Source organism: Halopelagius fulvigenes (assembly GCF_055398025.1).
In genome coordinates this window covers 1,606,963-1,633,386 of the sequence record NZ_AP043846.1, presented here as the reverse complement: position 1 = coordinate 1,633,386, position 26,424 = coordinate 1,606,963, and the positions used below count along the sequence as shown (strand labels likewise).

Annotated in this window: 25 protein-coding genes and 1 tRNA gene; 10 read left to right on the top strand and 16 right to left on the bottom strand. The window is 65.4% G+C overall.

The genetic code is table 11. From position 1 onward, the window contains the following. Positions 1 to 25 precede the first annotated feature (25 nt). Entirely contained in the window at positions 26 to 2,974 is a 2,949-nt protein-coding gene (uvrA, locus tag ACZ522_RS13070; RefSeq protein WP_379698798.1) for an excinuclease ABC subunit UvrA, read from the bottom strand. A gap of 313 nt (positions 2,975 to 3,287) precedes the next feature. Next, a complete protein-coding gene (locus ACZ522_RS13065; RefSeq protein WP_379698800.1) occupies positions 3,288 to 3,638 on the bottom strand; it encodes a cell division protein SepF in 351 nt (116 codons plus the stop codon). 123 nt (positions 3,639 to 3,761) lie between these two features. On the opposite strand from ACZ522_RS13065, the gene ACZ522_RS13060 reads away from it, so the two are divergent. Then, the gene (locus ACZ522_RS13060) at positions 3,762 to 4,436 is read left to right on the top strand and encodes a DUF1028 domain-containing protein (RefSeq protein ID WP_379698802.1); all 675 of its coding nucleotides are present in this window, start codon (positions 3,762 to 3,764) and stop codon (positions 4,434 to 4,436) included. A 66-nt stretch (positions 4,437 to 4,502) separates the two neighbouring features. Here ACZ522_RS13060 and ACZ522_RS13055 read toward each other — a convergent pair whose 3' ends face one another. Then, positions 4,503 to 4,982: an RNA-binding protein gene (locus tag ACZ522_RS13055; RefSeq protein WP_379698804.1), complete on the bottom strand. Its 480-nt coding sequence runs from the start codon at positions 4,980 to 4,982 to the stop codon at positions 4,503 to 4,505. A gap of 149 nt (positions 4,983 to 5,131) precedes the next feature. Here ACZ522_RS13055 and ACZ522_RS13050 point away from each other — a divergent pair, with 149 nt between their 5' ends. Next, positions 5,132 to 5,440 (top strand): DUF7562 family protein, encoded by a 309-nt coding sequence (locus ACZ522_RS13050; protein WP_379698806.1) that lies wholly within the window; start codon positions 5,132 to 5,134, stop codon positions 5,438 to 5,440. A 156-nt stretch (positions 5,441 to 5,596) separates the two neighbouring features. Next, the gene (locus ACZ522_RS13045; RefSeq protein ID WP_379698808.1) at positions 5,597 to 6,934 is read left to right on the top strand and encodes a ribonuclease catalytic domain-containing protein; all 1,338 of its coding nucleotides are present in this window, start codon (positions 5,597 to 5,599) and stop codon (positions 6,932 to 6,934) included. A gap of 24 nt (positions 6,935 to 6,958) precedes the next feature. On the opposite strand, the gene ACZ522_RS13040 is transcribed toward ACZ522_RS13045, so the two are convergent. From ACZ522_RS13040 to ACZ522_RS13030, 3 genes are all read right to left on the bottom strand, one after another. Next, positions 6,959 to 7,192, bottom strand: a complete 234-nt coding sequence (locus ACZ522_RS13040; RefSeq protein ID WP_092538087.1) for a DUF7385 family protein — start codon at positions 7,190 to 7,192, stop codon at positions 6,959 to 6,961. Between the two features lie 150 nt (positions 7,193 to 7,342). Further along, entirely contained in the window at positions 7,343 to 7,798 is a 456-nt protein-coding gene (locus ACZ522_RS13035) for a DUF4383 domain-containing protein (RefSeq protein ID WP_379698811.1), read from the bottom strand. A gap of 227 nt (positions 7,799 to 8,025) precedes the next feature. Further along, the gene (locus ACZ522_RS13030; protein WP_379698813.1) at positions 8,026 to 8,208 is read right to left on the bottom strand and encodes a hypothetical protein; all 183 of its coding nucleotides are present in this window, start codon (positions 8,206 to 8,208) and stop codon (positions 8,026 to 8,028) included. A 156-nt stretch (positions 8,209 to 8,364) separates the two neighbouring features. On the opposite strand from ACZ522_RS13030, the gene ACZ522_RS13025 reads away from it, so the two are divergent. The 4 genes from ACZ522_RS13025 (at position 8,365) to ACZ522_RS13010 (ending at position 13,228) form a co-directional block, all read left to right on the top strand. Then, entirely contained in the window at positions 8,365 to 10,995 is a 2,631-nt protein-coding gene (locus ACZ522_RS13025) for a beta-glucosidase (RefSeq protein ID WP_379698815.1), read from the top strand. 71 nt (positions 10,996 to 11,066) lie between these two features. After that, entirely contained in the window at positions 11,067 to 11,240 is a 174-nt protein-coding gene (locus tag ACZ522_RS13020; protein WP_379698817.1) for an FmdB family zinc ribbon protein, read from the top strand. A gap of 149 nt (positions 11,241 to 11,389) precedes the next feature. Then, entirely contained in the window at positions 11,390 to 12,112 is a 723-nt protein-coding gene (locus tag ACZ522_RS13015) for a DNA methyltransferase (protein ID WP_379698819.1), read from the top strand. A gap of 492 nt (positions 12,113 to 12,604) precedes the next feature. Beyond that, positions 12,605 to 13,228 (top strand): class I SAM-dependent methyltransferase, encoded by a 624-nt coding sequence (locus ACZ522_RS13010; protein ID WP_379698821.1) that lies wholly within the window; start codon positions 12,605 to 12,607, stop codon positions 13,226 to 13,228. Positions 13,229 to 13,464: 236 nt separating this feature from the next. Here ACZ522_RS13010 and ACZ522_RS13005 read toward each other — a convergent pair. The 5 genes from ACZ522_RS13005 to ACZ522_RS12985 all read right to left on the bottom strand — a co-directional run bounded on the left by ACZ522_RS13005 (position 13,465) and on the right by ACZ522_RS12985 (position 17,043). Then, a tRNA-Ala gene (locus ACZ522_RS13005) sits at positions 13,465 to 13,536 on the bottom strand. Positions 13,537 to 13,749: 213 nt separating this feature from the next. Then, positions 13,750 to 14,058, bottom strand: coding sequence for a 30S ribosomal protein S10 (gene rpsJ / locus ACZ522_RS13000; protein ID WP_092538099.1), 309 nt, complete (start codon positions 14,056 to 14,058; stop codon positions 13,750 to 13,752). Position 14,059: 1 nt separating this feature from the next. Then, positions 14,060 to 15,325 carry a translation elongation factor EF-1 subunit alpha gene (tuf, locus tag ACZ522_RS12995; protein WP_379698823.1) on the bottom strand — a complete coding sequence of 422 codons (1,266 nt, stop codon included), beginning with the start codon at positions 15,323 to 15,325 and terminating at the stop codon, positions 14,060 to 14,062. Positions 15,326 to 15,511: 186 nt separating this feature from the next. Next, complete coding sequence (locus ACZ522_RS12990; protein ID WP_379698825.1) at positions 15,512 to 16,468, bottom strand: homoserine dehydrogenase; 957 nt, start codon at positions 16,466 to 16,468, stop codon at positions 15,512 to 15,514. After that, the gene (locus ACZ522_RS12985) at positions 16,465 to 17,043 is read right to left on the bottom strand and encodes an amino acid-binding protein (RefSeq protein ID WP_379698827.1); all 579 of its coding nucleotides are present in this window, start codon (positions 17,041 to 17,043) and stop codon (positions 16,465 to 16,467) included. Before ACZ522_RS12985 ends, ACZ522_RS12990 begins: the two co-directional genes overlap by 4 nt. A gap of 269 nt (positions 17,044 to 17,312) precedes the next feature. Here ACZ522_RS12985 and ACZ522_RS12980 point away from each other — a divergent pair, with 269 nt between their 5' ends. After that, entirely contained in the window at positions 17,313 to 18,632 is a 1,320-nt protein-coding gene (locus ACZ522_RS12980; protein WP_379698829.1) for an APC family permease, read from the top strand. Next, entirely contained in the window at positions 18,632 to 20,239 is a 1,608-nt protein-coding gene (locus ACZ522_RS12975) for an ABC transporter substrate-binding protein (RefSeq protein ID WP_379698831.1), read from the top strand. The genes ACZ522_RS12980 and ACZ522_RS12975 overlap by 1 nt, the downstream gene beginning before the upstream one ends. Before the next feature lie 249 nt (positions 20,240 to 20,488). Here the strand turns inward: ACZ522_RS12975 and ACZ522_RS12970 are convergent, their stop codons facing one another. Further along, positions 20,489 to 22,678, bottom strand: a complete 2,190-nt coding sequence (locus ACZ522_RS12970) for an elongation factor EF-2 (RefSeq protein ID WP_379698833.1) — start codon at positions 22,676 to 22,678, stop codon at positions 20,489 to 20,491. Positions 22,679 to 22,908: 230 nt separating this feature from the next. On the opposite strand from ACZ522_RS12970, the gene ACZ522_RS12965 reads away from it, so the two are divergent. Continuing rightward, entirely contained in the window at positions 22,909 to 23,673 is a 765-nt protein-coding gene (locus ACZ522_RS12965) for a DUF5781 family protein (protein ID WP_379698835.1), read from the top strand. A 98-nt stretch (positions 23,674 to 23,771) separates the two neighbouring features. Here ACZ522_RS12965 and ACZ522_RS12960 read toward each other — a convergent pair whose 3' ends face one another. The 4 genes from ACZ522_RS12960 to ACZ522_RS12945 form a co-directional block, all read right to left on the bottom strand. Beyond that, entirely contained in the window at positions 23,772 to 24,386 is a 615-nt protein-coding gene (locus tag ACZ522_RS12960; RefSeq protein WP_379698837.1) for a 30S ribosomal protein S7, read from the bottom strand. A 1-nt stretch (position 24,387) separates the two neighbouring features. Continuing rightward, entirely contained in the window at positions 24,388 to 24,816 is a 429-nt protein-coding gene (locus ACZ522_RS12955; protein ID WP_092538117.1) for a 30S ribosomal protein S12, read from the bottom strand. Positions 24,817 to 25,017: 201 nt separating this feature from the next. Next, the gene (locus ACZ522_RS12950) at positions 25,018 to 25,914 is read right to left on the bottom strand and encodes a mechanosensitive ion channel family protein (protein WP_379698839.1); all 897 of its coding nucleotides are present in this window, start codon (positions 25,912 to 25,914) and stop codon (positions 25,018 to 25,020) included. Between the two features lie 90 nt (positions 25,915 to 26,004). After that, on the bottom strand, positions 26,005 to 26,424 hold the full coding sequence (locus ACZ522_RS12945) for a NusA-like transcription termination signal-binding factor (RefSeq protein WP_379698841.1): 420 nt from the start codon (positions 26,422 to 26,424) through the stop codon (positions 26,005 to 26,007).

The window sequence follows — 26,424 nt, the reverse complement described above, 5'->3', positions numbered from 1 at the left end:
CGCGCGTCGCCCGAGAGAGCGACGCTCAGTCGTCGCCGGTCACTTTCGCGGGCTTGCGGCGGTCCGACCGCGGCCCCTCGATGTCCACCGCGGGGAGCAAGTCGCGGAGGTACCGGCCCGTGTGGGACTCCTCGGTCCGCGCGACTTCCTCGGGAGTGCCCGAGGCGACGACTTCGCCGCCGTTCTCGCCGCCCTCCGGGCCCAAATCGAGGACGTTGTCCGCGTTCTTCACCAAGTCGAGTTCGTGTTCGACGACGACGACGGTGTTGCCGTTGTCGGTGAGGCGTTGCAGGACGTCGATGAGTTTTCGCTCGTCCTCCTTGTGGAGGCCCGTCGTCGGTTCGTCCAGGAGGTAGAGCGTGTCGCCCGTCTGTTTCTTCCCTAACTCCTCGGCGAGTTTGATACGCTGGGCCTCTCCGCCCGAGAGGGTGGTCGAAGGCTGGCCGAGCGTCATGTAGTCCAACCCGACGTCCTTCAGGAGTTGGAGGCGGCGGCGGAGTTGCGAGTTCGCCTCGAAGAACTCCAACGCCTCCTCGACTTCCATGTCCAACACGTCGGCGATGGTCTTGCCCTTGTACGTCACGTCGAGCGTCTCGTCGTTGTAGCGCGCGCCGCCGCACTCCTCGCAGGGGACGTACACGTCCGAGAGGAAGTTCATCTCTATCTTCACGTCGCCTTGCCCCCCGCACGCCTCGCAGCGGCCGCCCTTGACGTTGAACGAGAAGCGACCCTTGTCGTAGCCGCGTTGCTTCGCCAGTTTCGTCTCCGCGAACAGTTCGCGGACGTAGTCGAAGACGCCGGTGTACGTCGCGGGGTTCGACCGCGGGGTGCGGCCGATGGGCGACTGGTCGATGAGGCGCACCGTCTCGATGTGCTCGGTGCCCTCGATGGCGTCGTGGTCGCCGGGGTCCACGGACGTGTTGTCGTTCATCGTCCGGGCGAGTCCCTTGTAGAGGATGTCGTGCATCAGCGTGGACTTGCCCGACCCGGAGACGCCCGTGATGGCCGTGAACTGGCCGACGGGGATGGAGACGTCCAAGTCCTTCAGGTTGTGCTGGCGCGCCCCGCGGACCGTCAGCGCCGCGTCGGAGGTGCGGCGTTCCTCGGGGACGGGAATCTCCTTTCGCCCCGAGAGGTAGTCGGCGGTGACGGAGGCGTCGGCGGCGACGATGTCGTCGAAGTCGCCCTGCGCCACGACTTCGCCGCCGCGACTGCCGGGGCCGGGACCCATGTCGATAATCTCGTCGGCGCGGCGCATCGTCTCCTCGTCGTGTTCGACGACGACGAGGGTGTTCCCGAGGTCACGCAGGCCGCAGAGCGTGTTCAGGAGGCGGTCGTTGTCGCGTTGGTGCAGGCCGATGGAGGGTTCGTCGAGGACGTAGAGGACGCCCACGAGTCCGGACCCCACCTGCGTGGCGAGGCGGATGCGCTGGCTCTCGCCGCCCGAGAGCGTCGCCGCCTCCCTGTCGAGGGTGAGGTAGTCGAGGCCGACTTCCTCCATGAAGCCCAGTCGGGCGCGAATCTCCTTGCATATCTCCTCGGCGATGGTTCGCTCCCGGTCGGTCAGGTTCTCCTCTAGCCCCTCGAAGTGTTCGAGGGCGTCCCCGATGCTCATGCGGTTTATCTCCGTGATGGAGGTGCCGTCGACGAGGACGTGCCGAGACTGCTCTTTCAGGCGCGTCCCGTCGCACTCGGGGCAGGTGGTGACGGCCATGAACTCCTCGATGTGTTCGCGCGTCCTGTCGGAGTCCGTCTCGACGTGGCGGCGTTCGAGGTTCTCGACGACGCCCTCGAACGGTTGCTCCTTCCGGCGGACGCCGTTCTTCGTGGACCACTGGAACACCACGTCCTCGTCGGTGCCGAACAGGAAGGCGTCCCGCACCTCCTCGGGGAGGTCCTCGAACGGCGTGTTCACGGAGACGCCGAAGTGGTCCGCGACGTTGTCTATCTGCCGCCGGTAGTACGTCCGGTTGTACGACCACGGCTCGAAGACGTGCTTCAGCGGTTTCGAGGGGTCCTGGACGATGAGGTCCTCCGACACCTCCTTCGTCTGGCCGAGGCCCTCGCACTCCGGACAGGCCCCGTGCGGACTGTTGAACGAGAACGACCGTGTCTCGACCTCCGAGAAGTGGAAGTCGGAGTTGGGGTTGCCGAGTTCCTCGGAGAACTCGACGACGAGTCTGTCGTCGCCGTCGCCCGCGAGCGACCCGGTCGAACGGGTGTTCGAGGCGAACGGCACGTCCGCCGGCGGGTCGGGGACGATGAGCTTCAAGACGCCGTCGGCCTCCTCCAACGCCGTCTCGACGCTGTCGGTGATGCGCGACCGGGCCTCGGGCGATATCTTCACCCGGTCTACCACCACGTCGATGGTGTGGTCGTAGTTCTTGTCGAGTTCGGGCCGTTCGACCGTGAGGTCGTACGACTCGCCGTCCACCTCGACGCGGGCGTACCCGTCGGCGACGAGTTCGTCGAACAGGTCCTCGAACGCCCCCTTCTGGTCGCGGACGACCGGCGCGGCGATCTTCGCGCGCGTCCCCTCGGGGAGCGAGAGGATCTGCCGGACCATGTCTTGGGCCGACTGTTCGCCGACTTCCTCGCCCGTGATGGGGTCGTACTGCGTCCCCACCCGCGCGTAGAGGAGACGGAGGTAGTCGTGCAGTTCGGTGACCGTCCCGACGGTCGAACGGGGGTTGTTCGCCCCGTTCTTCTGGTCGATGGAGATGGCCGGTGACAGTCCCTCCACGGCCTCGACCTGCGGTTTGTCCATCTGTCCGAGGAAGTTCCGAGCGTACGCCGACAGCGACTCGATGTAGCGACGCTGACCCTCGGCGTACACCGTGTCGAACGCCAGCGACGATTTCCCCGACCCCGAGAGGCCGGTGACGACCGTAAACGACTCCCGCGGAATCCGGACGTCGAGGTCCTTCAAGTTGTGTTCTTCGGCACCTCGAACCTCGATAAAGTCCTTACTCATCTAGATATCGGGAGGGGACGGCGGCGTGAAAACCCGTCGGTTCGCGGGAGACGGAAACACACTTCGTGCTACGGTACGACACGGAGACGGCCGATTCGGGTCGCGCCGGAGGCGACGAAACGCGGTGCGGAGAGAAGGGTGAGAGGGAGGGAAGTACGGAGACCGTCGGGGGCGAAGAGGAGGTGCGAAAGAGAACCGAAGCGAGAGAGGAGAATGAGGAGAGACGCGGAGAGACGGAAGCGAGGGGGCGAACCGGCGAGAGCGTCCGCTCTCCGCGGGGCGGTGACGGAAAACGTCGCGTCGGCGACGCGGACTACAGCTTCTCTCGGGCGACGGTCACGCCGGTCGGCGTGATGATGATCTGGTCGTCGCCCTTCTGGACGATGTCGCCGTCGACCTCGTTCGCGACCTGTCGCAGGTCGTCTACGATGTGTTCCATCGTACTGTCGGAGGTCGTGTGACGGGTGATGTCCGCGATGACGATGTCGCCGTCGTACACGGCGTCCTTGATGGCGATGACGTCCTGTTGACCGCCTATCGCGGCGATGCGGACGCTCGTACCCGCTTCGCCGCGCGCGGTGTCGAACTCGTCTAAGTCCAGCTCGACGTAGTCCTCAGACGTGTGCTGTCCTCCCCCGCTGAGGATTTTGCTCATGATACCCATGCGACCTAAAAGCGCTAGCTCGGGGTTAGTTCTTACGTCAGACGCTCGTCCGACGGCGGGTCGAAGCGGGCGCGGCGTGCCGCCTCACGGAGGTTTTTGCTCGGGTAGTGCGACGACGCCGACGTGACATTCAGCATCTGCGTCCGCGAGGAGTACGACGCCGGCGGGGAGACGCACGACCGGTTCGGCGTCGCCGTGACGACGCGGCTTCCCGGCGTCGGAGTGCTCTGTCCGTTCGCCAGCGAGAACGGCGCGGTCGCCACCCAGAGTTTCACCAACGTCGAGTTGGGGCGGAAGGGCATCGAGTACATCGACGACGGCCTCGCGGTCGAAGACGCGTTGGAGGCGTTGCTGAACGCCGACGAGGGGCGACGTCAGCGACAGCTCCACGGCGTGGACGCCGAGGGGACGTTCGCGTTCTCCGGCGACGACTGCCACGGGTGGTACGGCCACGTCGAGGGCGAGAACTACACCGTCGCCGGCAACCTCCTGACGGGCGAGTCCGTCGTGGACGCCGCCGCCGCGGCGTACGAGGAAGGAGGCAGAGACGCCCCGTTGGCGGAGCGATTGGTCGACGCGTTGGAAGCGGGGCACGAGGCGGGCGGCGACAGGCGCGAGGACTTAGAGGTGCAGAGCGCCGCCCTCGTCGTGGAGACGACGGAGGCGCGCGCGCCGGAACCGTACTACGACGACCTGCGCGTGGACGCCTCGCGGACGCCCGTCGCCGACCTCAGAGAGACGTACGAGGCGGCGAAGGAGGGGTACGAGGCCGCCATCGAGAAGTACCACGGAGAGTGAGCGCGCGCGAGAGAGCGACCGAGAGAGAGTGAGAGAGCGACCGAGACGGCGAGAGCGTCCGGCGACTCAGACGGAGAACTCGTACAGTTCGTCGCCGACATGGTGTATCGAGTCGACGACCTTCCCCGAGTCGCCGACCATCTCGCTCCCGGGTTCGAGTGCGCGGCCGACCGCCAGCACCTTGCCGTGCGTCTCCTCGGCGACGAGGACGAAATCGCCCGACTCGATGGAGTCGTCCGCTTCGACGATGCCGGGGCGCATCACGTCGGCCCCGTCGCTGACGAACGAGATAGCGCCCGCGTCCACGGTGACGACGTTGCGCGACGGCGAGTACTGGTTCGCGCCGCGGACGGTCAACGCCGGGTCGCCGTCGAGGAACATCACGACCGGTTCGCCGTCCACGAGGACGATGTCGTACTCCGAGTCCGCGAGTTCGACCATCTCGTAGGCGTCGCCGTCGAGTTCGACGCCCGTGCGGTCGGCGATGGTGTCTTCGATGTCGGCTATCTCGTCGCTCCGGAGGTGGTGCCGGGACTTCACCTTCATGTTCGTTAGTGCGCCGCGGGCGCGAATAAATCGACCGTTATTCGAAGCGTACGGGTTCGGCCACATTCTCCGTAGACAGACCGTCTACGCCCCGACGAGCCGGTCGAACGGGAATAAACGCTAAGTAACGGCGGCGCTTGGTGAATCGTATGTGGCGCTCCCGGACCAACCGGGACCGGAAGATGGTCGTCTGCATCGCCTGCGGTACCTCGGTCCTCCGCTCGGAGGCGCGAGAGTACGACAAAGAGGGCAACCGTTGGGACCGGCACGGAAAGGAGTTCGAACACCTCTGTAAGGAGTGCTATCGGGGGCTCTGTCACCAACCCCGAGACGAGTTGGAGGGACTCCTCGTGGAGGTGGAACGAGACGGGGCGGACCGTGCGGAGTTCCTCAGTCGGTACTTCGGCGCGGTAGAGGAACGGTACGGGTCCGCCGAAGAGACGAACCGAGAGTCCTGACGCGACGCCCGCGGCTGCCGCCCGATTTTTGAGACCCCCGAAAAAATCCGTCGAGCGGACGCGACGGGCGAGAGACCGAAGGACGGCCCCCTCGCCCGCCGAGGTATCGACCCTGCGTGCGACACGACTAACTACCTCTCCCGTTTAGTCGTGCGCATGTCGAACGACGCGCAGGCGCAGGCCGGGACGGCGGAGGGGCAGGGGCCCGTCGAAATCAGCCCCGACGTCGCCCGGCAACTGCAAGAGAAACGCGAGGAACTCTTCGAGGAGTTCGAGATTCGGGACAAGTTCCCGCCGGAAGTCCTCACTGAGGCCCGGGAACGAACCGAGGGCGTCCACGACGAGATTCAGGACGAAATCGACGAGCGACGCGATTTACGCGACCTGACGACGTGGACGACGGACCCGGTGGACGCACAGGACTTCGACGACGCCGTCAGCATCGAAGAGAACGACGAGACGTACACGCTGTGGGTCCACATCGCCGACGTGAGCCACTACGTCCACCCCGGGTCGGAGATGTGGGACGAGGCGGTAAAGCGCGGCAACACCGTCTACCTGCCCGCGTACACCATCCACATGCTCCCGCCGACGCTGGCGGAGACGGTCTGTTCGCTCGTCCCCAACGAGGACCGCCTCGCCCACACCGTCGAGATGGAGATAGACAAGGAGAACCTCTCCTTCGAGAACATCGAGATCTACAAATCCGTCATCGAGTCGGACGAACGACTCACCTACACGCAGTGCGAGGCGCGCCTCGACGACGAGGACCTGCCGCTTCACGAGGAGTGTAACCTCGTCTTCGAACTCGCGGACCAGATGCACCAACAGCGAAAGGAGGATGGCTCTCTGGTCCTCAACCCGCGGCGCGACAGGGCGCACACCATCATCGAGGAGTGCATGCTGAAGGCCAACAAGGCCGTCACGCACGAACTGATGTGGAACCGCGGCGTCGAGGCGATGTACCGCGTCCACCCGCAACCGACCCCCGACCAGTGGGACAAGGCGCTCCGCGAGATCATGGAACTCGACGGCGTCTCCATCCCGAGCGCGTCGTTCGACGACCCGCGGAAGGCCGTCAACGCCGCTCTCGAAAACTCGCCGCCGCGCGCCCTCAACAAGATTCAGCGTGCCGTCCTGAAAGTGATGCCCCGCGCGAAGTACATGAACGACCCCTTCGGCGGGCACCACGCCCTGAACTTCGACATCTACGGGCACTTCACCTCGCCCATCCGCCGACTGTCGGACCTCATCAACCACTGGATCGTCCACGAGAACGACGTCCCCGAGGACCTCATCGAACTGTGCGACCGGGCGTCGGACCGCCAGAAGGACGCCGAAACCGCCGAGCGACTGTACAAGCAGTTCCTCGAAGAGGTGCATCTTGACCCCTACGCGGTGAACAACCGCGGCCTCCGGACCGTAGACGACGAGGGCAACGTCGTCAACGAGAAGGGTCTGCCGCCCAAGCAAGCGGACCTGCGCGAGGACTGACCGCCCTCCCGTCCGCCCGCGACGCTACTTCTTGTGGGTGAAGAGTAGCACGTCGTCGTCGTGCGTCGTGACGCAGAGGTCCAACAGCATGCTCAGTTCGAGGCTGTTGTACTCCTCCTCGCAGACCACGAGGTCGTCGAACGGTTTCTCGCAGGCCGGACAGGCGATGCTCACCGTGTTGCGGTACGTGGTGACGCCGCCGCTAGACTCGTGCGGCGTCACGGACGAGATGAGGTCGTCGTACGCTGCGTCGTCCATGTTCTGTCGGAGACGACGGGGTGCTGTGTGATAATTTTACTCCTACCCGGGAGGGGTCAACGACGACAGCGAGGGCGTTCTCCGAATCGACTTCCCCGAGACGAGGACTAATCGCGGACGCCGCCGCGTTCGGACGCGGCGCACTCCGCTTCACTCGGCGTCGAACGCGCGGCGGAGACCGAACGCCGCGAGGAGGGCGTGGGCGAGGTTCCCCCACCCGTCCATCGCCATCCCCATCACCAGGTGGACGCCGCGTTCGAAGCCGAACGCGCGCCACCCCGCCGCGAACAGGCCGGCGAAGAGGACGCCGCCGAGTCCCAAGTAGGCGCGGGCCGACGCCTCGGTGCGGCAAGCGAGCAACCCGACTGCGCCGTACGTCACGTGCAGCATCGAGTGTCTGCCGTTGACCGCGACGGCACCGAGAAACAGGCCCGGATCGGTGTTCACGAGTCCGTCGTCGTCGTTCTCGACGGTCGGACCGACCATCGTGAGGAGGCCGGCGGCGAAGTTCAGCGCCGCGAACTCCCGTGCGACGGTCTGGACGTGCGGTTCCCCCGACTCCGTGCGTCGCCTCCGTTCTCCGCGTGCGATCGGTTCGTCGGCCATCGCCCTGAAGTCGCGGCGTACCCGGGAGTCACTTTCGGCCCGGTGACCGACTGCGGTGATCGAGCGACCGGTAGCCGGACGACCCAACCTGTGTTAGCGAGGCGTCGCCTCCGCCGGTTCATTTCCCGCCGGCGGACGGCGAGAACTCGGAGAGACGCGGGGGAACAGGCCGAAGACGGGGCGACGGGAAAAACGCCGACCGGACGCCGGCCGGCGGACCGACCGACTCACGGGAGCGGTTCTGCCCCCGTCGATTCCGTTCCGGTGGCCCGTTCGACGGCGCCGCCGCAGTCGGGACACTTCCTGCGGTCCGACTGGAACGTCCGTTCGCAGACGGTGCACTCGTAGTGGTACGGGTCGGCGGTGCGCCACCGGTCGATTCTCTCCTTGAGGTCGGTGAGGAACGCCATCGGTGCCCACCGTTCGGCCCTAAGCCATGGGTATTGATACCACTTGTCGTTGCGCCGCTCAAGCCGTCGTCGCCCTAGTTCGAGAGAAAGACGCTCGCTCGCAATTTTCGTGAACGACTATGATATTTATTATCATGTGAGTTCACCGCACATTCCGTGTCCGAAGAGGAACACCACGACGTTTCAGGGGTATCGAGGCGGCAGTTCGTCCAGTTAGCGGCCGCGGTGTCGGCCGCCGGGGGTGCGCTCTCGGGGACGGCGGCCGCCGGGGAGGACGGCGAGGGCGGGACCACCGCCGACGGCGACGCTGACGCGGCCGAACTGGTGGAGGAGATGACGTTAGACGAGAAAGTGTCGCGGACGCACGGCGCGGAAGGGGGCCCGGAGGGAATCGCGGGCTACCTGCAGGGGGTCGAACGACTCGGCGTCCCCGGGATGGGGATGGCCGACGGGCCGCCGGGCGCGTCGTTGGGCGAACCGACGACGGACTTCCCGCATCCGATAGCGGCGGCGGCGACGTTCGACCCGGACCTCAACGCCGAGATGGGCGCGGCCATCGCCCGCGAGGTGAAAAGCGGGGGCGTCGAGGTGTTGCTCGCGCCCTCGATGGACACGTTCCGCATCCCCCTCCACGCTCGAAGCGGCGAGACGTACGGCGAGGACCCGGCCCTCGCGTCGGCGATGGCCGCCACGTACACGGGCGCCGTCCAGTCCGAGGGCGTCATCGCGACGCTGAAACACTTCGTCTGCTACAATCAGGCCAGCACGACCGGCGATGTGAACGACTACTTCTCCTTCTCCGAACACGACGTCAGAGTGGACGAACGCGCCCTCCGCGAGATATACTACCGGCCGTTCGAGGCGGCCGTCACGGAGGGCGACGCCGGCGCGGTGATGCCCGCGTACAACAAGGTCAACGGGGAGTTCTGCAGCGAGAACGAGCAGTTACTGCGCGACGTTCTCAAGGGAGAGTGGGAGTTCGACGGCTTCGTCGTCTCCGACTGGTACGGAACTCACAGTACCGTGGACGCGGCGAAAAGCGGCCTCGACGTGGAGATGCCGTCCGAGAACTACTTCGGCGACGCCCTGAAGCAAGCCGTCGAGAGCGGCGAACTCGACGAGAGCGTCGTGGACGAGATGGTGCGCCGAACGCTCGACTCGCAGGCCGAAATCGGCGCGCTCTCCGGCGAACGAGAGGGATCCGAACCCGTCCGCGGGACCGATGAGCACTTCGAACTCGCCCAGCGAATCGCCGAAGAGGGGTCGGTCCTCCTGCAGAACGACTCGGGCGTTCTCCCCCTCGACGAGGACGAGGTGGACGAACTCGCCGTCGTCGGTCCGACGCCCGAGGAGTTCAAACCGAGCGTCGGCGGCAGCGACCACATCGAGGCCATCCGCCGCGTCGGTCCGGTGGCGGGCATCGAGAGCGTCGACGACGACGTGACGGTCACGCCCGTCGCGACGGACCAGTACGAACTCGCCGGACCGGACGCGTTCGCGTCCGAGAGCGGCGACGCGGGGTTCACCGCCGAGTACTTCGCCTCGGACGACTGGTCCGGCGACCCGGTGCGCACGCGCGTCGAAGAGCAGATAGACCTCACCGAGTCGGACCTCGACGGCATCGCCTCCGACAACGTCACCGTCCGATGGTCCGGGACGCTCACCGCGCCGTCGAGTGGGACGTTCGCCCTCCAACTGGCGAGTCAGGGGGAGGGAGCCGTCTACCTCGACGGCGAGGAGGTCATCTGGAGCGAAGGCGGCGGGTTCTCCGGCCCGAAGACCGAGGAGGCCGCCGTCGAACTCGAAGCGGGCGAGGAGTACGAGGTTCGCGTCGACGCGGCGGGCACCGCTCCCGTCCGCTTCGAGTGGACCACCCCCGAGGCGATAGCGGACGCCGTCGAGGCGGCCGAGTCGGCTGACGAGACGGTCGTCCTCGCGCGGACGGACACGTTCTACGGCGACGACCGCCACGAGTACGAACTCCCCGGCAACCAGAACGCGCTGATCGAGAGCGTCGCCGACGCCAACGACCGAACGGTCGTCTTGCTGAACACCGAAGCGCCGGTGGCGACGCCGTGGGCCGACGACGTGCCGGCCATCCTGCAGGTGTGGTTCCCCGGACAGGAGGGCGGGACGGCGGTGGCGAACCTCCTGTTCGGCGAGGCCAATCCGTCCGGAAAGACGCCGGTGACGTTCGCCGAGAGCGTCGAGGACTACCTCCCGGGGGAGGTGGCGACGCTCCCGGACGGCGCGCGGGCCTACCCCGGAATCGACGGGACGGTGTACTACGACGAGGGCGTCTTCGTCGGCTACCGCCACTTCGACGAACACGGCGTCAAACCGCGGTTCCCGTTCGGCCACGGCGAGTCCTACACGGACTTCGAGTACGACGCCCTCCGGGTCACGCCGAAAGTGAAGAACCGGAACAAGGAGACGGTGAAGGCGAAGGTGCGGGTGAAGAACGTCGGCGACTACGAGGGCGCCGAGGTGGTGCAACTGTACGTCGGCGACAGGGACGCGAGCGTCGAGCGACCGCCGAAGGAGCTGAAGGCGTTCGAGAAGGTGCGCCTCTCGCCCGGCGAGGAGACGACGGTGGAGTTCGAGCTCGACGAGGAGGCGTTCTCCTTCTACCACCCCGAGGACGGGTGGACGGTCGAAGCGGGCGCGTTCGACGTTCTGGTCGGCAGTTCCTCGCGGGACGTTCGGGCGAAGGACACGATAGCGGTACAGGCGAAGTCGAAGGGCCGCGGGCCGTCGGGAGGCAAGACGGCGACGGCGGACGACTGAACTGTCGTCGTCCGTGAAGGTACGCGCACCGACGAAAAACGCCTTTCAACGCCTATCGCCTATCTCTTCGGGTGAGCCTCATTAGCACGGTGAAGGAGATGCTCGTCCCGGACACCGAACGCGGGGTTCAGTACGAGTGCGTCGAGTGCGGCGAGCGGTTCGAGAAGGCGCGCAAACGGTGTCCCGAGTGCGGCGAGCGGGAGATTATGGAGGTAGAGGGGTTCGACATGCGGCCGGACACGTGAGCGACTAGATGAGTGTCCGCCCGCGCGTCGGAGTGGCCCGGAGAGCGGAGCGTCAGAGGACACTTACGCTCCGTGAGCGGTGATCTGAGAAGATGAGCGATATCTTCTCGGGGGGCGTTCACGGGGACCTTTCCTACGAGTTAAACGACATGACCGAGTGGAGCGACGTCGACGCGGATATCGCGATTTCCGACCCTCCGTTCGGTCTCGAATTCGGCGGGAAGGCGGGAAACTACAACCGAGACGAATCCCGCGTCGTGGACGGGTACGTCGAGTGGAAGACGGACCGGTACGCGGAGAAGGTCGATCAGTTACTGGACGCTCTCGCGCGGAACACCACCGCTAACGGGCAAGCGATCGTCTTCTCGGGCAAGGACAACAGCCACATCCTCCATCAGACCGCGCTCGACCACGAGACGTGGCGACTGGAGGGGAAGCTGTACTGGGCGTACAACTTCGCCCCCTACTGCAAGAGGCGCCCCGCGCACAACGTCTACGAGTTATTCTGGCTCGTGAAGGGCGACGACTGGTACTACTCGAACGAGTGCTCCTTCGAGCACTGCCAGGAGGGCGAGTCGAACCTCTCGGTGCTGGACGTCAAACGAAACTATCTGAAGGAGATGCCGAAGTACCCGACCCGCCTCCCGTTGGAGGTGGTGGGCGTGTTGCTCGAACACTTCACCGAGAAGGGTGACCTCGTGTTCGACCCCTTGGCGGGGTCGGGAAGCGTCGGAATCGGAGCCAGCGCCCTCGGCCGGGACGCGATACTGGGCGACCTGAACGAGAACGCGAGGGGGGTGTTCGAATCGACGGTCGAGTCGCTGGAAGACGGCGGAAACGTGTTCCCGGACCGTTCGAACACACGTCCCTGAACGAGTTCTAGCGAAGCGTATCAGAGGGTTCGGCAGATCCGAGGGCCGGGCACTTCTCGAACAATCGGTCGGCGACGCGGTTTTTCGTTCGTCGGTAGCCGTGCGAAGTGGGTCACCTGCGAGCACAACCTCTGTTCGAGAAAGGTTATGGAATGTGAATCGAACATCAAATTCTAGCGAGTTCTACGGAGGACACCCCCGGTCCGCTTCAGAACGTCTTGAGCCTCGTTACGGGGATAGCGCTCGGACTGATCGTCGGACAGATGGTGACCACTCTGCTGGGGATAGGCGGAGTCGCAGTAACTATCGTCCCCATCGTGACGGCCGTTCTCTCCACCGTGTTAGTTCTCCTCCTCTACAACCGAGTCTTCCTTTCGTCTACGAACCAACTCAAGGCTCCGCAGGAATGAGAAACTCACATCGTTCAGTACAGAGCTCGAATTGAACACCTTCATGAAAAATTGAAGTGCTATACGCCAGTATCTAATCGGAATGGTTGATAAGGACGTTGTTCGACGCAGTTACGATAACTTAGCCGAGACGTATGCCGCAGAACGGTCTGAAGGCGGTCACGGGATGGACATACTCGACCAGTTTCTCAGACCGCTTTCGGAGTCTGCGCGTGTTCTCGATGCTGGTTGCGGACAGGGGGCACCAGTCCTCCGCCAGTTGAGTGCATCGACGACCGCAGCCGGGATGGATTTTTCCCGTACACAACTGGAGTTGGCCACGGAAAACGCTCCTCGTGCGTCGCTCATACAGGGCGATATGACAAATCTTCCTGTCCGCGACAGCCTGTTTGATGCGATCACTGCATACCACTCGTTGATTCACGTTCCACTGGAAGAACACCAAGCGGTTATCGACGAGTTCGCGCGCATCTTGCGTCCCGACGGGCGGTTGCTCCTCTCCGAAGGCCCTGATGAATGGAGTGGGTCAAATCCGAATTGGCTTGGGAGCGGTACCGAGATGCAGTGGCATATCGCCGGAGCAGAAGCCACACGAGAACACCTACGGAACGCTGGTTTCACTGTCGTAGATGAGTGGGGAACCGCCGACACGTTAACCGAAGATGGTGGGCGTTGGGTGTTCTTCTCGACTCGCCCCGATAAATAGGCACTCCTACTTAGCGGCTGTTTCTACTGTTTGAGGGATAAACTTATCTTCGAACGTTCCTGGTTGCATCCATGGAATCCCCTCACGGCGAGGACCGGACGCGAACCTCGATTCAACTCACCGGGACAAGAATCACCGCGAACTCGCATGGACTCACCGCTCTCGGTTATAAAGAGCATAGGAGAATCGCACAGCGGGAAGGAGTTGCGTTCCTTCGGTGTCGCGCGAAGCGCGAATGGACTCGCGGGGATTTGAACCCCGGGCCTCTTCCTTGCGAAGGAAGCGATCTGCCACTGATCTACGAGCCCGCACTTCGTTCGAAGGCGTGCGGTCATTTGTACCTTCTGTTTCGAATCGGCAAAGCGAACGCGTCGCACACCCGCGAACGGAGAGAGCGGTCGCTGGCGGGTCGAGAGTCGAAAGTGAGAGAGAAGGCGCGGACGCCTCAGCGTCGTGGACCGCACACGGGACGCGAGACGACCCCTAAGATGTGCGCCTCGTCCGAACGGTCGGCCTCGTAATCAGTCTTCGAGGACGATTTCGATGCTGACGTCGTTCGGCACCTGAATGCGCATCAGTTGGCGCAGGGCGCGTTCGTCAGCGTCGATGTCGATGAGACGCTTGTGGACGCGCATCTCCCAGTGTTCCCACGTGGCCGTCCCCTCTCCGTCGGGGGACTTCCGCGTCGGAACTTCGAGCGTCTTCGTCGGCAGCGGAATCGGCCCGCTGAGATTGACGCCCGTCTTGTTGGCGATTTCGCGGACGTCGTCGCAGATGTCGTCGAGGTCGTCCGGGCTGGTCCCGGCGAGACGAACGCGTGCCTGCTGCATTCTATCGCTCGTTGACCTCGAGCACCTTGCCGGCCGCGATGGTCTGACCCATGTCGCGGACGGCGAAGCTGCCGAGTTCCGGGATTTCGCCCGACGGCTCGATGCTGAGCGGCTTCTGCGGTCGGACCGTCACGACCGCAGCGTCGCCGGACTTGATGAAGTCGGGGTTCTCCTCGGCGACTTCGCCCGAGGAGGGGTCGAGCTTCTGGTTGATCTCCTCGATGGTACACGCGACCTGCGCCGTGTGGGCGTGGAAGACCGGCGTGTACCCGGCCGTGATGACCGAGGGGTGCTGCATGACGACGACCTGCGCCTTGAACGTCTCGGCGACGGACGGCGGGTCGTCGGCGGGACCGCAGACGTCACCGCGGCGGATGTCGTCCTTGCCGACGCCACGGACGTTGAACCCGACGTTGTCACCGGGGCCCGCTTGGTCGACCTCTTCGTGGTGCATCTCGACCGTCTTCACTTCCCCGCCCACGTCGGAGGGCTGGAAGGAGACGTTGTCGCCGGGGCTCATCACACCGGTCTCGATACGTCCGACGGGGACGGTACCGATGCCGGAGATGGTGTAGACGTCCTGAATCGGCAGTCGAAGCGGCGCGTCCGTCGGCGGCTCCGGCTCCGGCAGGTCGTTGAGCGCTTCCAGCAGCGTCTGACCGTCGTACCACGACGTGTTGTCGGACGCTTCCGCGATGTTGTCGCCCTCGAACGCCGAGATGGGGACGAACGTCGCGTCCTCGGAGCGGAAGCGAACCTGCTTCAGGAGGTTCTGGACTTCTTCCTTGACCTCCTTGTAGGTGTCCTCGCTGTAGTCGACGACGTCCATCTTGTTGACGGCGATGATGAGTTCGCCGATGCCCAGCGTGCGGGCGAGGAAGACGTGCTCACGGGTCTGGGGCGCGACACCGTCGTCGGCGGCGACGACGAGAACCGCGTTGTCCGCCTGCGAGGCGCCCGTGATCATGTTCTTCACGAAGTCGCGGTGACCAGGACAGTCGACGATGGTGAAGTAGTACTCGTCGGTGTCGAACTCCTGGTGGGCGATGTCGATGGTGACACCGCGCTCGCGCTCTTCGGCGAGGTTGTCCATGACGTAGGCGAACTCGAATCCGCCCTTGCCCTTGGACTCGGCCTCTTCTCGGTGCTGCTCGATTACGTGCTCGGGGACGGACCCTGTCTCGAACAGGAGTCGGCCCACGAGCGTACTCTTTCCGTGGTCAACGTGGCCGATGATGGCCAAGTTTTGGTGCGGTTTGTCACTCATTGGTGGGTCACGCGCTAAGGCGCTCTGTGGAAGGGTGTTTAACCTGAAACACCTAAAACGATTTCGATACGCTATACGGCCCGGAGCGCCGCCGTACCGCGATTTGTGCGAGGAGATGTCACACCGCATCCCGGAGTTTCCGGTCGAACGTGCAATTCCGGTGACGGGAACGCCGGGCGTCGGCGCTCAGTCGAGCCGTTCCACGTCGGCGAGAACGGCCGTCGCCGTCTCCGGGCCGCCCGCGCCGCGTCCGCTGATGTTCAACTGGCCGGCGTGGGCCGTCTCCAGTTGGACGATGTTCCGCGTCCCGGTGACCGACAGCGCGGCGTTCTTCGGCACGAGGCGCGGACCGACGCGGACGCCGCCGTCGGCCGTCGCCTCGCCGATGAGGCGAATCGTCCGCCCGTCCTCGGCCGCCAGGTCCAGCGCGCTCCCGGGTATCTCCGTGATGCCCTCGACTTCGGCGTCTTCGAGGGTGTACTCGCTGTCGTCCGAGAGCACGTTCGCGAGGATGACGCACTTCAGCGCCGCGTCGGTCCCCTCGACGTCGAAGGAGGGGTCGGCCTCCGCGACGCCGAGGTCCTGCGCCTCCGCGAGGACGTGTTCGTAGCCGAGGCCCTCGGCGGCCATCCGCGAGAGGACGAAGTTGGCCGTCCCGTTGAGGACGCCGCGCGCGGCCTCGACGTGCGAGGGACCGAGGTCCTCGACGGTCGAGAGGACGGGAATCGCGCCGCCGACCGTCGCCTCGAACCGAACGTCGCCCGTGCTCTCGCGAGCGAGCGACATCAACTCGCCGTAGCGCTCCGCGACCGGCCCCTTGTTCGCCAGCACGAGGTGCCGGTCGCGTTCGAGGGCCGCGCGCGCGTGGGAGAATCCGGGTTCCGCGTCGCCGAGCGTCGTCGGCGTCGCCTCCACCAGCACGTCGTACTCGGCGTCTACGGCGTCCTCGGGGTCGTCGCTCCCCACCACGCCCTCCGTCCGCTTCCGGGCGAGGACGGCGTCGGGGTCGAGGCCGTCCGCATCGACCGCCGCCGACGAGGAGTCGGCGAAGGCGGTGACGGTGTGACCGTACTCCGCGGCGAGTTCGACGACGGACCCGCCGACCGCACCCGCGCCGACGACGGCGAGGCGCTTTCCGCTCATGCGCTCCCCTCCGTGAGGGGTTCGACGACGTGCAGGTCCTTCTCGTCGGCTATCGTCCGAACGGCGTCTATCGCGGCCTGCGTCTCGCCCGCGCGGGTGGCGAGGCGGAGGCGGGCGCTCGAAACGTCCTCTCTACCCTCCGGCGCGTTGAGCGAGATGTCCGACAGCGACGCCGAACTGCACTCCTCGATGCGCCGGAGCGTATCCGAGAGGTCCGTATCGACGAGGTGGCCGATGAGGACGACCGAGAGTTCCTCGCCGTAGCGCTCCGCGCCCGCTTGGATGACGTTGACCCCCTCGTCCCGGAGGGCCTCGACGATGGTGTCGAAGCGGTCGGGCGGACACTCCAAGTCCACTTCGACGGGGATGCGGCCGCGGGGCGTCAGGTTCCCCCGTTCGTGGAAGATAGAGAGGAGGTTGCCGCCGTTGTCCGAGATCGGACGGAGCGCGGCGAGCAGTTCGCCCGGTTCGTCCACGAGTTCGAGGCGAATCGTGTGCGGCTGCGGCCGTTCGCCGCCGTCCGTCTCGGTGACCTCCTCGGGGTCGGCCGCCGGAGCGGACTCCTCGTCGCTCATCGTTCCACCCCCCGGACGCGTCGCTCGCCTGTTGTCGACAGGGAGCGGTCGGACTGTTGCTCCGTGTCGATGCGGCGCGGGAGGGAGGTCCCCGTCTGCATACTACCGACAACTCGTTGCTCGGCTTATAAGCCTTCGTCGATTGCAAATCTGTCCGGCGTCGGCCGAGCGTTCGCACGCGTGACGGATTCGGACGGGGGATAGCCTGAGAAAAACAACTCTGACGACCGGCCGTCAAATACTCCGCGCTGCACGGGCGACCCTCGTGCATGGGAAGTTTGGGCCTGAAGGAAGCGGTGGCGATGGCGCTGGGAGGGATGATCGGAGGCGGAATCTACTCCGCGTTCGGCATCGTCGTCGCCATCTCGGGGACCGCCGCGTGGGTCGCCTTCCTTGTCGCGGGGACGGTAGCGATGTGTGCGGGGTACAGCTACGTGAAGTTGAACGAACACGCGGAGGGCAACGGCGGCGCGCCGACGTTCATCCGGGAGTACGTAGGACAGGACACCCTCGCGGGGATGACCGGATGGACGCTCCTGTTCGGTTACATCGGGTCGATGGCGCTGTACGCCTACGCGTTCGCCGGGTTCTTCTCCGAGTTACTCGGCCGACTCCACTTCCTCGGCGTCCCGGTGGCGAACGTCGTCGCCGCCATCCTCATCGCCGTCTTCGTCGGCCTCAACCTGATGGGCGCCTCGGAGACGGGGAAGGCCGAGGACGTGCTCACGGCCTTCAAAGTCGCGGTCATCGGGGTCTTCGGCCTGTGGGGCGTCTGGTACGCCTTCAACGGCCGCACGCTTACGTTCGGGTTCGACCAGGTGCTCACCCCCAGTCCGGTCGTCGGCGCGGCGATGTCGTTCGTCGCCTTCCAAGGCTGGCAGTTGCTCCTCTACGACCAAGGGCAGTTCGACGATCCGGTCGAGAACATCAAGAAGGCCATCTACGTCTCCATCCCCACCGCGACGGCGTTGTACGTCCTGGTGGCGTTGACGACGGTGAGCCTCCTACAACTGTCGGTCATCGCCGTCGCGCCGGAGGTGTCGCTGCTCTACGCGGGCATCGAGTTCATGGGCCGCATCGGCGCGTTCGTCATCGGCCTCTCCGCGCTGTTTTCGACCGCGAGCGCCGTCAACGCGACGCTCTTCAGCAGCGCGCAGTTCTCCCGTGACCTCATCGACATGGGACTCCTCCCCGAGCGATTCGGCGGCGGCGGCGACGACGACATCCCGAAGAACATCGTCGTCGTCCTCGGCGTCCTCTCGGCCGCGTTCGCCGTCTACGGGAGTCTCTCCAGCATCACGTCGTTCGCCTCGCTGGCGTTCATCGCCGTCTTCGGCGGTATGAGTTGGCTCGCGTTCCACAAGCGCGACGACTTCGACGACCTGTACGCCGTCGTGCCCGCCGTCGGCGTCGTCGGGTCGGTGGTGTTCTTCCCCCTGCTCCTCTACAACCTCTACGTCAACAGTCCCGGCGTTTTCTACACCGTCATCGTCATCTCGATACTCGTCGTCGGGAGTGAACTGTTCTACTTCGAACGCGAACCGATCGAAGACCTACTGCCGTGGATGTCCACCAAGGGTGACAAATGATGACCGAAGAGAACCCGACGCTCGGTAGACGCGACGCACTCAGGGGTATTGCCGTCGCCGCGGGAACGGCGCTCTCGGGGTGTTCGGCCGAAGCCGTCCCCGGTAACGACTCGGGCGAGCAACTCCGGTACTCGATGGTTCTGCCGCCCATCACGCTCGACCCAATCGAGATGACCGACGCGTGGTCGGCGAAGGCGGCGAACCTCGTGTTTCAGGGGTTGTACGCGTACGACCGAGGGATGAACCGCGTCCCCGTCCTCGCCGCGGGGGAACCGACGGTGAGCGACGACGGGAAGACGTACACCGTCTCGCTGGCCGAGGGCGCAACGTTCCAAGACGGGACCGACGTGACGGCGGAGGACGTGAAGTACACGTACGAGGCGCCGATAGCCGAGGAGTCGCCGAACGCGTGGCAGGTGGAGATGCTGGAGTCGATAGAGACGCCGGATGAGCGAACCGTCCGGTTCGAACTCTCGCACCCCTACCCCGCCTTCGAGTACGCGCTGACGCGCAAGGTGGTACCGAAGAGCGTCCGCGAACAGAACGCGACGATGTTCGGGAAGCGACCCGACTCGACGGTCGGGTCCGGCCCCTACCGACCGAAGGTGTTCAAGCGCGGGAAGTACGTGTACCTGAACCGCTGGCACGACTTCTGGGGCGACGGCGGCGCGAAGATAGAACGGGTCAAACTCATCAACACGCACGCGGGCCTCGCGCGGTCGATGGCGCTGAAGACGGGTCAAAGCGACATCGCGGAGCGAATCCAGCCCAAGTTGTGGAAGGCCACGCGGAAGATGCCGAGCGTCTCCATCGTCCAACGGCCCAGTTTCAGTTCCTACTTCCTCGCGTTCAACTGCGGGACCGAACCCACCGCCGACCCGAAAGTCCGCGAGGCCATCGACTACCTCGTCTCGATGGACAAGTTCGTCGAACACATCGTCGGCGAGGGCGGCGAACGCCAGCCGAGTCCGCTCCCCAACCGCCTCGCGAAGGCGTGGAACTTCCCGCTCGACGAGTGGCGGGCCATCCCTCACGACAAGAACGCCGAGAAGGCCAAGGTGCTGTTCGAGGAGGCGGGCGTGAAGAACTGGTCGCCGAAGATAGTCGTCCCCCACAACGACAAGATGCGCGAGAAGTTGGCCAACGCCGTCGCCCACGGCCTGAAGAACGCGGGCTTCCGGCGCGCCCGCGTCGTCAAACACCACTGGAAGAAGTTCCGCGAGACGGTCACCTCCGGGAACAAAACGGAGTACGAGATGTACGTCGGGTCGTGGGCCGGCGGTCCGGACCCGGACACGTACCTCTATCCGCTCTTCCACTGGAGTCAGGAGGACGCCACCAACGGGACGTTCTACCACGAGGAGTCGGTGATGGAGAACATCCGGCGCGCCCGCCGGACGAGAAAACGCGAGAAGCGACGGACGCTGTACGAGGAGGCCATCACGACGCTCCTCGAAGACCGGGTCCACCTCCCGGCGTTCACCCTCGACAACAGTTTCGGCGTGAAGCGGCACGTCCGCGACTTCGAGGTGCATCCGATGGCGCAGTACAACCCCAGCCTCCTGGGCGGGCGCGGCGGCGACGGTCCGGTGCGCCTCCGCGACTGAGGACTGTCAAAGGCGGGGGCCGAGAGCGTCACCGCCGCGCCGCCGCCGTCGCCCCCGTCGAACGCGATATCCCCTCGGTGCGCTTCGGCGACGGTCTCGGCCGTCCAGCGAGACCGCTCCCGTGCGCGAGTCGGGGTACTCGTCGGGAGATTCTCGGGGGATACGGACGGCGAGAGCGGAGTTCGACGCGGAGCGGTCGCTCCGGGTCGGCGACGAAGAGAGAAGAACGTCGGAGACGGCTGCCGACGCTTAGATGTAGTCGATGGACTGCGGGAGTTCGAGCTTCATTCCCTTCCGCTCTCGGATCTCCATTATCTTCTCGCGCTGGAGGTTGTCCGAGAGGACGCGGAAGCCGGCGTTCTCGGTGTTCCAGGAGGCGCGGCCCTCGGTGGCAGATCGGATGTCCGAGGAGAAGCCGATCATCTCTTCGACGGGCGCGATGCCCTCGATGACCATGAGGTCACCCTCCTGGTACATGTCGTCGACGCGGCCGCGGCGACCCTGAATCTCGCCGGAGGCCGAGCCCATGTGCTCGGAGGGAACGTCGATGCGGACGTCCTGGATGGGTTCGAGGAGCTTGATGTCCGCGTCGATGAGCGAACGGTGGACGGCATCGCGGACGGCGGGGATGACCTGCGCCGGACCGCGGTGGATGGTGTCCTCGTGGAGCTTCGCGTCGTGGAGGCGGAGGAGCGACCCCTGCACGGGTTCCGCGGCGAGGGGACCGTCGTCGAGCGCCTCTTCGAGACCCTCGATGACGAGTTCCATCGTCTCGTTGAGGTGCTGGATACCCTTCGTGTCGTCGATGAGGATGTTCGTGCCGTGGATGTGTTCGACGTCCTGCGAGGTGTCCTTGTCCATGCCGGCCTCCTGCAGCGCCTCGCGGCGCTCCAGTTCGGGCATGTCCATCGAGACTTCGCCGCGCTTGATCTGGTCGACGATGTCCTCGCTGAGGGGTTCGACCGTGATGTAGAACTTGTTGTGGCGGTTCGGGGAGACGCCCTCGACTTCGCGGGACTGCGACTGCGGCATCTCGCGGTAGACGACGATGGGTTCGCCGGTGACGACCGGGATGCCCTGGTTCTTCTGGATGCGCTGGGTGATGACTTCGAGGTGGAGCTCGCCCTGTCCGCTGATGAGGTGCTCGCCGGTGTCCTCGTTAATCTCGACGCGGATGGTCGGGTCCTCCTTCGCGACCTGCTGGAGCGTCTGGATGAGCTTCGGCAGGTCGTCCATGTTCTTCGCCTCCACGGACTTCGTGATGACGGGCTCGGAGATGTGCTCGATGGACTCGAACGGCGTCATCTCGACCGAGGAGACGGTCGAACCCGCGATGGCGTCGCGGAGGCCGGTGACGGCCGCGATGTTCCCGGCAGGGACGCCGCGGTCGAGTTCCTCCCGTTCGCCGCCCATGAAGATACCGACGGACTGGACGCGGTTCTTCCCCGCCGTCCCGGAGACGTAGAGCTCTTGGCCCTTCTTGATGGTGCCGGAGAAGAGGCGACCGGTCGCGATTTCGCCCGCGTGGGGGTCCATCGAGATGTCGGTCACCATGAAGACGACTTCGCCGTCGTCGTCGACGTCGCGCATCTGGTGTGCGAGGTCCAACTCGTCGTCGCCGCGCCAGACGCGCGGGATACGACGGGGCTGGGCTTCGAGCGGGTTGGGGAAGTGCTCGGCGACCATGTCGAGAACGACGTCCGACAGCGGCGTCTTCTCGTGGAGTTCGCGGCGCTTGTCGGCGCGTTCGAGTTCGATGATGTCGCCGAACGACATGCCCGTCTCCTGCATCGACGGGAGCGAGACGCCCCACTTGTAGAGGGCGGACCCGAAGGCGACGGTACCGTCCTCGACGGAGACGGTCCAGTCGTCGACGTTGTCCATGTCTTGGGTCATCCCGCGGATGAGCTCGTTGACGTCGCCGATGACGTCGGTGAGACGCTGCTGCATCTCCTCGGGACCTTCCTGCAGTTCCGAGATGAGGCGGTCGACCTTGTTGATGAACAGCGCGGGCTTGACGCCCTCGCGGAGGGCCTGACGAACGACCGTCTCGGTCTGCGGCATCGCGCCCTCGACGGCGTCCACGACGACGAGTGCGCCGTCGACGGCGCGCATCGCGCGGGTCACGTCGCCACCGAAGTCGACGTGGCCCGGCGTGTCGATGAGGTTGATGAGGTGGTTCTTCCCCTCGTGTTCGTGCGTCATCGAGACGTTCGCCGCGTCGATGGTGATACCGCGTTCCTGTTCGTCCTCCTCGGTGTCCATCATCAGGCGGGTCGCCTCGCCTTCGTCGGCGATCATCCCTGCGCCCGCAAGGAGGTTGTCTGTCAGCGTCGTCTTTCCGTGGTCGACGTGAGCTGCGATGGCGATGTTCCGGATCTGCTCCGGTTTGTCCATCAGTTTCTCACACTCTTGTACAATCTTCTTTCGTCGGCCCATTATACAGCACCGTACCGGAAGGAGGGTCAAAAGGGTAGTGTTTTGCCGGTGGCGAAACGGCCGGATTCGACCGCCTCTCGCCCCGGTATGTCTATTTCTCACACAATCGTCGCGAGCGACGGGCGCGGCAATCGGGACGGCCGCGAGCGCGCCCCTCCGCCGCGTTCTCCGCTCGCCGCGGCGGCGTCGGCACAAGAGTCATACCCGCCGACCCCGTGATAACGGAACGCATGGATTTACGGATACGAGGGTCCGTACCGGCGGACCCCTTCTTGAGCGCCGTCGACCTCTTCGAGACGGAGTACGACCTCGACCGACCGGTACACGTCGACGTCCGCGAGGACCCCGACGAGCGCACGTGGGCCGCCCACTACGAGGACCGCCACGTCCTCAACATCTCGCGGCAGGCCGCCACGAGTGCGATGGCCCGCGAACTCGTCCTTCACGAACTCTCCCACATGGCTCGCAACGAGGAGCGACACGCCTCCCACGTTCAGTCCACGGAGGAAGCCATCTTTCTGGCGCTGTCGGGGAGTTCGGTCGAACGACGAAAAGTCGCACACTGCTATCAGATAGCGAATCACATGAAGGACATCTACGCCGACGACATCACGCTGTCTGTCGCCCCGGCGGAGAAGCTCGTCCACTTCCTCGAGTCGGAACTGGCGCGGGCGCTGGCGGCCAAACCGGGGCCGTCGCCGTGGCCCGACTCCAGGCTCGTCACCGCCGACGCCGACCCCGAGATAACCGCCGTCAACGCGGCGTTCGCCCTCGCCCTCGTCGAACGGCACGACCTGGTCGACGAGAGCCACCGGCTGTACGACCTCGCGCACGCGGCCGCCGACGACGCGCCGACGGTCGAACTGGAGACGTTCAAACGCGAGTTCAGATCGCTCGCCGCCGACCCCACGGAGAGCGACTACCGAAAGGCGCTCGTCGACGTGACTCGACAGTACGCGGTCGAGACGGCGAACCGAGCGACCGCGGCGGACTGAGAGGCGGCGAACGGCGTCGCAAGCGTCGCGAACGCCGCGTCTACCACTGTCGAGGCGCGAAGAGAGAGAGAGGGGAGACGGAGAGTCGAACTCGGAGTTTAGCGGGCCGCTTCCGCGACGCGCTCGGACTCTTCCTTCTGGTTGATAGCGTACGACTGCACGTCGTAGTCCGCGGCGGCGACGAGCTGCTGGGCGAGCGCTTCCGCGGCGCTCGTCTTCGACTTGTAGGACGCGTTCTTCGTCCCCTCGGCGATGAACATCAGCGCCTGATCGACGCGACGCTGGGGCGCGACGTCGACGGCCTGCGGGACGGAGATGCCGCCGTACTTCAGGCGGACCGTCTCCTCGCGCGGGGCGGCGTTCTCCACGGCGCGGACGAGAATCTGGATGGGGTTCTCGTCGGTGCGGTCGTGGACGATCTCGAAGGCGTCCTTCGTGATCTTCATCGTCTTCTGCTTGTCGCCCGTGTTGTCCTCGGTCTGCATGAGGCGGTTGACGAGGCGTTCGACGATGCTTATCTCGGACTTCTTGAACTGCTTCGAGGCGTGACGGCCCATCGTGTGGGCGATGGGAGTGACGTTGATGTACCGCTCCGTCGAGGGGTCGGTGTACTCGATCTCGGTCACGTCCCAGACGCCGAACAGTTGCGCGTTCGATGCCGCTTCCTCGCTGTCGGCCGGCGCGTCCGGCTCGGGTGCGTCGCTCTCAGACATGTTAGCGCACCGGCTTCTCTGCGTTACCGCGGACGAGTTCGAGCATCGCCACGCCGTTGACCTTGTCGACCTTGTAGTTCACGCCCGAGAGGTCGCCCATCGCGCGACCCTTCGCACCGCCGATACCGGCGATGGTGACCTCGTCGTGCTCGTCGATGAACGAGATAGCGCCGTCACCGGGGCAGAACGCGGTGACCTGCTTCCCGTTCTTGATGAGCTGAACGCGGACGCACTTTCGAATCGCCGAGTTCGGCTGCTTTGCTTCGATACCGACCTTCTCCAGCACGATACCGCGAGCCTGCGGTGCGCCTTCGAGGGGGTCGGACTTCTTACGGAGACCACGTTCGCGGCGCGCGTACTCGGAGTCGGACCAGCGTCGCTTCTGCCGGTCCTGCTTGAGTTTGCGCGCGGCGTATTTGCCGTTCGCCATAGTGGACGTGTCTTCCCGATGGAGATACTTAAGCCTCCCTTTTCGAACCGTGCGAGACGCCCGCAGGTTCGATTAGCACCCCCTAAGAAGGGATCTGAGGGCGTTTCGCCGATCGGAGTTACGCGCTCTCCGGACGGCGTAGGTCGAAAGCGCTTCGGAGAAGTCGTCTCGTCGGGGTCGGTGGGGGACGTTGGGGTTCGACTAGTTGTCGCCGGACCACCTCGAACGACTCTCGGTGTCGCCGTGCGTCACGTCCACGGGGTCTACCACCCGATGGTCGGCGGGCGGCGACACCGGCAGGTCCCACTCGTCGCAGGCGCGCTTGAGTCGGTCCGCCACCTCGCCCTGCACTTTGGGGACGTTCGCCTCGCGGGGGTCACCGACCCAGTACGTCACCTCGACCCACACCGAGTCCTCGGAGAACTCGTCGACGTTGGCGGTGGGACGCGGCCGTTCTCGGACGCCCTCCGCGCCGAGTGCGGCGCGTTCCAATACCGCCGCCGCTCGATCGACGTCCACGACGTACCCGAACGGGAGTCGCTCGGTGAACGCGACGCGCCGCCGGTTGTACGGGCGGACGACCGTACTCGCGGAGAGTTCGCTGTTCGGGATGGTCACTTCGTGCCCCTCGATGGTCCGCAGTTGCGTCGTCCGGTACCGGATGGCGACGACGACGCCGGTGTACTCGTCCCACTCGATGTGGTCGCCGACGTTGAAGTCCCTGTCCGCGACGAGGAAGACGCCGCTGACGAGGTTGCCTATGGCGTCCTGCCCGGCGATGCCGAGTGCGACGGACGCCCCCGCGACGACGATGGCGGACCGGGTGAGCGAAGGACCGTACCCCGCGACGGAGACGGCGGTGACGAACGCAACGATGGCGACGAACGCGACGAAGTAACGCCCCGTCGCCGCGGTCAACGTCTCGTTGTTGGGGTTGCGCCGACGGACGACGCGCACGACGGCCGGGGTGACGACGTACCGCCCGACGAGGTAGACGACGGCGAACGCGACGACGGCGAGGACGTACTGGTCCACCGCCTCCGTGGCCTCCTCGACGGGGACGTCCGGCGTCGCCTGACCGACGGTCGCTCCGAGCATACCGCTCAGTTCACGAGCGAATCACAAAAGTGCGGTCGCAGAAGAGGAGTCGCGGGACGACGCCGCGAAGGCGAGGCGGGCGGCCCCGCCTCAGGTGAGTTGGATGTCGTCGATGTCGTAGTGCCGTCGCGCCAGCGTGCGCGCCGTCTCGATGTTCTTCCCCTCCTTCCCGATGGCGACGCCGCGGTCCTCGTTCGCGACTTCGACGTAGGCGACGCGGTCGTCCTGCTGAGAGATGGTCACGTGTCGAACCGCCGCGGGCGCGAGGGCACTCGCGACGAACGCCTCGGACGTGTCGGCGTCCTCGACGAGTTCGACCGACCGACCGATCTTCTCTTCGACCTTCTTGACGTTCTGCCCGCCGGGGCCGATGGCTTGGCCCATCTCGCCGGCGGCGACCAGGATGACCACCCGGTCGTCGAACGTCAGGCAGTCTCTCGCCGTCGCGCCCGTCTCGTCCTCGAAGAGGGCGATGTACCGGCGTTCGGCGTCCGACAGCGTGACCTTCAT